The sequence below is a fragment of the Cyanobium sp. WKJ7-Wakatipu genome (assembly GCF_024345355.1).
GTDB lineage: Bacteria > Cyanobacteriota > Cyanobacteriia > PCC-6307 > Cyanobiaceae > Cyanobium_A > Cyanobium_A usitatum.
In genome coordinates, this window is the sequence record NZ_JAGQAY010000059.1 from 1 (window position 1) to 5991 (window position 5991).

Annotated in this window: 2 tRNA genes and 3 rRNA genes; all 5 read right to left on the minus strand. The window is 52.7% G+C overall.

Going from position 1 to position 5991, the window contains the following annotated elements:
* Positions 1-104 precede the first annotated feature (104 nt).
* The 5 genes from rrf to KBY83_RS15265 all read right to left on the minus strand — a co-directional run bounded on the left by rrf (position 105) and on the right by KBY83_RS15265 (position 5606).
* Positions 105-221 (minus strand): 5S ribosomal RNA (gene rrf / locus KBY83_RS15245).
* 112 nt (positions 222-333) lie between these two features.
* Positions 334-3209: ribosomal RNA gene (locus KBY83_RS15250) — 23S ribosomal RNA — on the minus strand.
* Between the two features lie 496 nt (positions 3210-3705).
* Positions 3706-3778: transfer RNA gene (locus tag KBY83_RS15255), tRNA-Ala, on the minus strand.
* A 9-nt stretch (positions 3779-3787) separates the two neighbouring features.
* Positions 3788-3861 (minus strand) — tRNA-Ile (locus KBY83_RS15260).
* Positions 3862-4121: 260 nt separating this feature from the next.
* Positions 4122-5606, minus strand: a 16S ribosomal RNA gene (locus KBY83_RS15265).
* Together the 16S, 23S and 5S rRNA genes with 2 tRNA genes alongside form the textbook arrangement of a ribosomal RNA operon.
* Between the last annotated feature and the right edge of the window lie 385 nt (positions 5607-5991).

Genomic DNA, 5991 nt, shown 5'->3' on the forward strand with positions numbered 1-5991 from the left:
CAAGAAGCTTAACCAACAAAAAAGCCACCCCTACGGGTGGCTTTTGAGTAAACTGACCCATCCTCTTTCAAGAAGGTGGGGCAATTTATTAGGATGAATATTTTACCTGGCATCGAGCTATTTTCTCAGGGGGCTGCCCCCCAAATATCGTTGCCGCTGCAGCGTTTCACAGCCGAGTTCGAGATGGATCGGAGTGGTTCCACTGCGCCATGGACACCAGGATAGTATTCATCCTCAGGTTGAACCCTGAGAACTACATAGGTAAGTCAACCACTTAACCCTAAGGCTTAGTAATTAAAAACTGGAAACAAGCTTTTGTTTAGAGCCTGAGTTTTGGTCAAGCCCTCGGTCTATTAGTACTCCTCTGCTTCACGCATTACTGCGCTTCCACATAGAGCCTATCAACGGGTGTTCTTCCCGTGACCTTACTGGCTAACGCCATGGGAATACTCATCTTGAGGTGGGCTTCCCACTTAGATGCTTTCAGCGGTTATCCACTCCGCACATGGCTACCCAGCGTTTACCGTTGGCACGATAACTGGTACACCAGAGGTGCGTTCCTCCCGGTCCTCTCGTACTAGGGAGAAATCCTCTCAATATTCCTGCGCATGCACCGGATATGGACCGAACTGTCTCACGACGTTCTGAACCCAGCTCGCGTACCGCTTTAATGGGCGAACAGCCCAACCCTTGGGACCGACTTCAGCCCCAGGTTGCGATGAGCCGACATCGAGGTGCCAAACCTCCCCGTCGATGTGAACTCTTGGGGGAGATCAGCCTGTTATCCCTAGAGTAACTTTTATCCGTTGAGCGACGGCCCTTCCACGCAGAACCGTCGGATCACTAAAGCCGAGTTTCCTCCCTGTTCGACTTGTAGGTCTCACAGTCAAGCTTGCTTCTGCTTTTACACTCGTCGGCTGATTTCCAACCAGCCTGAGCAAACCTTTGCGCGCCTCCGTTACCTTTTAGGAGGCGACCGCCCCAGTCAAACTGCCCACCAGATACTGTCCAGTCCCCGGATAACGGGTGACTGTTAGAACCCTAGCTCTGAAAGAGTGGTATCTCACCGTTGGCTCACAACAACCCGCAAGCTGTTGATCAAAGCCTCCCACCTATCCTGCGCATTCAGAGCCCGGGCACAATACCAAGCTACAGTAAAGCTTCATAGGGTCTTTCTGTCCGGGTGCACGTAGTCCGCATCTTCACAGACAATTCTATTTCGCCGAGCCTCTCTCCGAGACAGCGCCCAGATCGTTACGCCTTTCGTGCGGGTCGGAACTTACCCGACAAGGAATTTCGCTACCTTAGGACCGTTATAGTTACGGCCGCCGTTCACCGGGGCTTCAGTCGCCAGCTTCGCTTACGCTGACCAGCTTCCTTAACCTTCCGGCACTGGGCAGGCGTCAGCCCCCATACATCGTCTTGCGACTTAGCGGAGACCTGTGTTTTTGGTAAACAGTCGCCTGGGCCTCTTCACTGCGACCACCTTGCGGTGGCACCCCTTCTCCCGAAGTTACGGGGTCATTTTGCCGAGTTCCTTAGAGAGAGTTACCTCGCGCCCCTCGGTATTCTCTACCACCCCACCTGTGTCGGTTTCGGGTACAGGCCATGATGCCTTAACGGGTATAGGGCTTTTCTTGGAAGCATGACGTCACCAACTTCGCTGCCGTAGCAGCTCGCACTCACGCCTCAGCTCAAACCGTTTTCGCCGGTTCTCAACGCCTCGAACGCTTGGACCAGTAACCAACATCTGGCTTGGCTAGCCTTCTCCGTCCCCCTTCCCAAAACATCACAGGTACAGGAATGTTGACCTGTTGTCCATCGACTACGCCTTTCGGCCTCGCCTTAGGTCCTGACTAACCCTCCGCGGACGAGCCTGCCGGAGGAACCCTTAGGGTTTCGGGGCATGGGATTCTCACCCATGTTTTCGCTACTCAAGCCGACATTCTCACTTCCATGTAGTCCACGCCCGCTTACGCTAACGCTTCACCCCGCATGGAACGCTCCCCTACCATTAAACAAGTTTAATCCGCAGCTTCGGTACAATGCTTAGCCCCGTTCATTTTCGGCGCAGGATCGCTCGACCAGTGAGCTATTACGCACTCCTTTGAGGATGGCTGCTTCTAGGCAAACCTCCTGGTTGTCTGGGCAATCCCACCTCCTTTATCACTCAGCATTGATTTGGGGACCTTAGCTGGCGGTCTGGGCTGTTTCCCTTTCGACCATGGAGCTTATCCCCCACAGTCTGACTGCCTAGTTACACACAGGGTATTCAGAGTTCGTATCGATTTGGTACCGCTCTCGCAGCCCGCACCGAAACGGTGGCTTTACCCCCCTGCTGGAGCACTAGACGCTACGCCTCAACGTATTTCGGGGAGAACCAGCTAGCTCCGGGTTCGATTGGCATTTCACCCCTAACCACAGCTCATCCGCTGATTTTTCAACATCAGTCGGTTCGGACCTCCACTTGGTATCACCCAAGCTTCATCCTGGCCATGGTTAGATCACCCGGGTTCGGGTCTATAAACACTGACGATCGCCCTATTCAGACTCGCTTTCGCTATGGCTCCACCATTCCCGGTTTAACCTGCCAGTGCCTATAAGTCGCCGGCTCATTCTTCAACAGGCACACGGTCACCCGATTAGTCGGGCTCCCATTGCTTGTAAGCTCACGGTTTCATGTTCTATTTCACTCCCCTCCCGGGGTTCTTTTCACCTTTCCCTCGCGGTACTGTTTCGCTATCGGTCACACAGGAGTACTTAGCCTTACGAGGTGGTCCTCGCAGATTCACACGGAATTTCACGTGCTCCGTGCTACTCGGGATACAGCTAGGCCAACTTTGTTTTCGAATACGGGGCTTTCACCCTCTGTGGCGCGCCATTCAAACGCTTCTTCTAACTCTGTTGGTCCACGTTGCTGTCCCACAACCCCGATGCTCGGAAGCATCGGTTTAGGCTCTTCCCCGTTCGCTCGCCGCTACTCAGGGAGTCGTTTTTACTTTCCTTTCCTCCAGCTACTAAGATGTTTCAGTTCGCTGGGTTGGCTCGTGCCGCCCTATGGATTCAGGCGGCCGTTCTAAGGGTTGCCCCATTCGGAAATTCCCGGATCAAAGCGTGTTTCCAGCTCCCCGAGACTTATCGCAGGTAACCACGTCCTTCATCGCCTCTGTGTGCCAAGGTATCCACCGTGAGCCCTTTGTAGCTTGACCAATTTCAACTCCCAGTCCTTCAGGCTGTTGAGGCCTATTCTCTCTAGATTCACCTACCCTTAATACTCAAATCTCTTTGAATACCTAATGCGGTTTGAATGCCAGGATCAAACTCCCAAACCCTCGGCGGGCTCAGAAGAAAACTGGAAGCTCTCGGCTCTAAAAACTCAATAGAATTTTCTTGATACCAGCCTTAAGCCCTATCCATTGCTGGATGAAACTCAAGCCGGAATCAAGCATCCATGAGATGCTTTATTTCCAGACTTTACCTATGCAGTTGTCAAGGTTCTGCTGACATTCAAACAGCCCTGTCTCCAGGGCAGGATTGAATCCAGCGTCTTTTCAACTAAACTTACCAACCAGCTATCTGGTTAACTCATTAAGAATGAAAAGAAGCTGAAATCTTCAGCGAACAACAGTCAAGATCACAAACACAGCAAAACTCCTTACTGCTAAATTTACAGTTACAGATTGAGGGATGAGCGTCATTATTGGATGGAGGTTAGCGGACTCGAACCGCTGACATCCTGCTTGCAAAGCAGGCGCTCTACCAACTGAGCTAAACCCCCAAACACGAATGGGCCATCCTGGACTTGAACCAGGGACCTCACCCTTATCAGGGGTGCGCTCTAACCACCTGAGCTAATGGCCCAGGAGCTCTCGCCGCAACCTAGCTCGCCTTTCGGCTTGCCAGATCAAACACAAATAATTAAATTACATGTGCTCTCGGCTTTACCCGCTGTGGGGTGACCTAGACAAAGTTTAGGAACTGAAATTAAGACCTTCTTCTCCAAACTGATTGCTCAGTTTATCTTGAATTCTTAAATTGAGGTACCGATCGACCTTAGAGATGACAGAATCATGGCCTGAGAATAAATTACTCAGACATCACAATTAGTTATTGTATCCCTGTTAGGAGGTGATCCAGCCGCACCTTCCGGTACGGCTACCTTGTTACGACTTCACCCCAGTCATCAGCCCCACCTTCGGCATCCTCCTCCACAAGGGTTGGAGTAACGACTTCGGGCGTGGCCAACTTCCATGGTGTGACGGGCGGTGTGTACAAGGCCCGGGAACGTATTCACCGCAGTATGCTGACCTGCGATTACTAGCGATTCCTCCTTCACGTAGGCGAGTTGCAGCCTACGATCTGAACTGAGCCACGGTTTATGGGATTTGCTAGCTCTCGCGAGTTTGCTGCCCTTTGTCCGTAGCATTGTAGTACGTGTGTAGCCCAGGATGTAAGGGGCATGATGACTTGACGTCATCCACACCTTCCTCCGGTTTATCACCGGCGGTCTCTCTAGAGTGCCCAACTTAATGCTGGCAACTAAAGACGTGGGTTGCGCTCGTTGCGGGACTTAACCCAACATCTCACGACACGAGCTGACGACAGCCATGCACCACCTGTCACTGCGCTCCCGAAGGCACTTCCAAGTTTCCAAGGAATTCGCAGGATGTCAAACCCTGGTAAGGTTCTTCGCGTTGCATCGAATTAAACCACATACTCCACCGCTTGTGCGGGCCCCCGTCAATTCCTTTGAGTTTCACACTTGCGTGCGTACTCCCCAGGCGGAACACTTAACGCGTTGGCTACGACACCGAGGGGGTCGATTCCCCCGACACCTAGTGTTCATCGTTTACGGCCAGGACTACAGGGGTATCTAATCCCTTTCGCTCCCCTGGCTTTCGTCCATGAGCGTCAGTTATGGCCCAGCAGAGCGCCTTCGCCACTGGTGTTCTTCCCGATATCTACGCATTTCACCGCTACACCGGGAATTCCCTCTGCCCCTACCACACTCTAGTCTTACAGTTTCCATCGCCGAAATGGAGTTGAGCTCCACGTTTTAACGACAGACTTGTAAAACCGCCTGCGGACGCTTTACGCCCAATAATTCCGGATAACGCTTGCCACTCCCGTATTACCGCGGCTGCTGGCACGGAATTAGCCGTGGCTTATTCATCAAGTACCGTCAGATCTTCTTCCTTGATAAAAGAGGTTTACAGCCCAGAGGCCTTCATCCCTCACGCGGCGTTGCTCCGTCAGGCTTGCGCCCATTGCGGAAAATTCCCCACTGCTGCCTCCCGTAGGAGTCTGGGCCGTGTCTCAGTCCCAGTGTGGCTGATCATCCTCTCAGACCAGCTACTGATCGAAGCCTTGGTGAGCCTTTACCACACCAACTAGCTAATCAGACGCGAGCTCATCCTCAGGCGAAATTCATTTCACCTCTCGGCATATGGGGTATTAGCGGCCGTTTCCAGCCGTTATCCCCCTCCTGAGGGCAGATTCTCACGCGTTACTCACCCGTCCGCCACTAACCCGAAGGTTCGTTCGACTTGCATGTGTTAAGCACGCCGCCAGCGTTCATCCTGAGCCAGGATCAAACTCTCCGTTGTAGTTCACGTCCTATCGGCTTTCGCCTCAACCTGAATTGCTTCTCACCCGCTTCAACCCACTGGCGCAGGTCTCACAGTTGGAGCCCCTTCCTCTGACAGAAGGTTTCAAAGAGTGCATTCAGAAATTTCTTTCCTCTTGACTTTCCCGAATCCCAGATCCGGTCGCGCTCGCCTCTCCCATCGGCACACCAGCTCCTGTTCCCTCGTGAGAAGGCAACAAAAACCAACCAACAGGCGCGTCACGCTTGTTCTTTTTTGACGGGACCTCACACCTTCACTGCTATTTCCGTCACTAGCTGATCTCTCAGCTAATAAAACCAAAGCTCCAACACCCTCCCTCTCAGGCGGTGCAGGCTCCCTTGATCCGTGACGCAGTGAAAGCGTC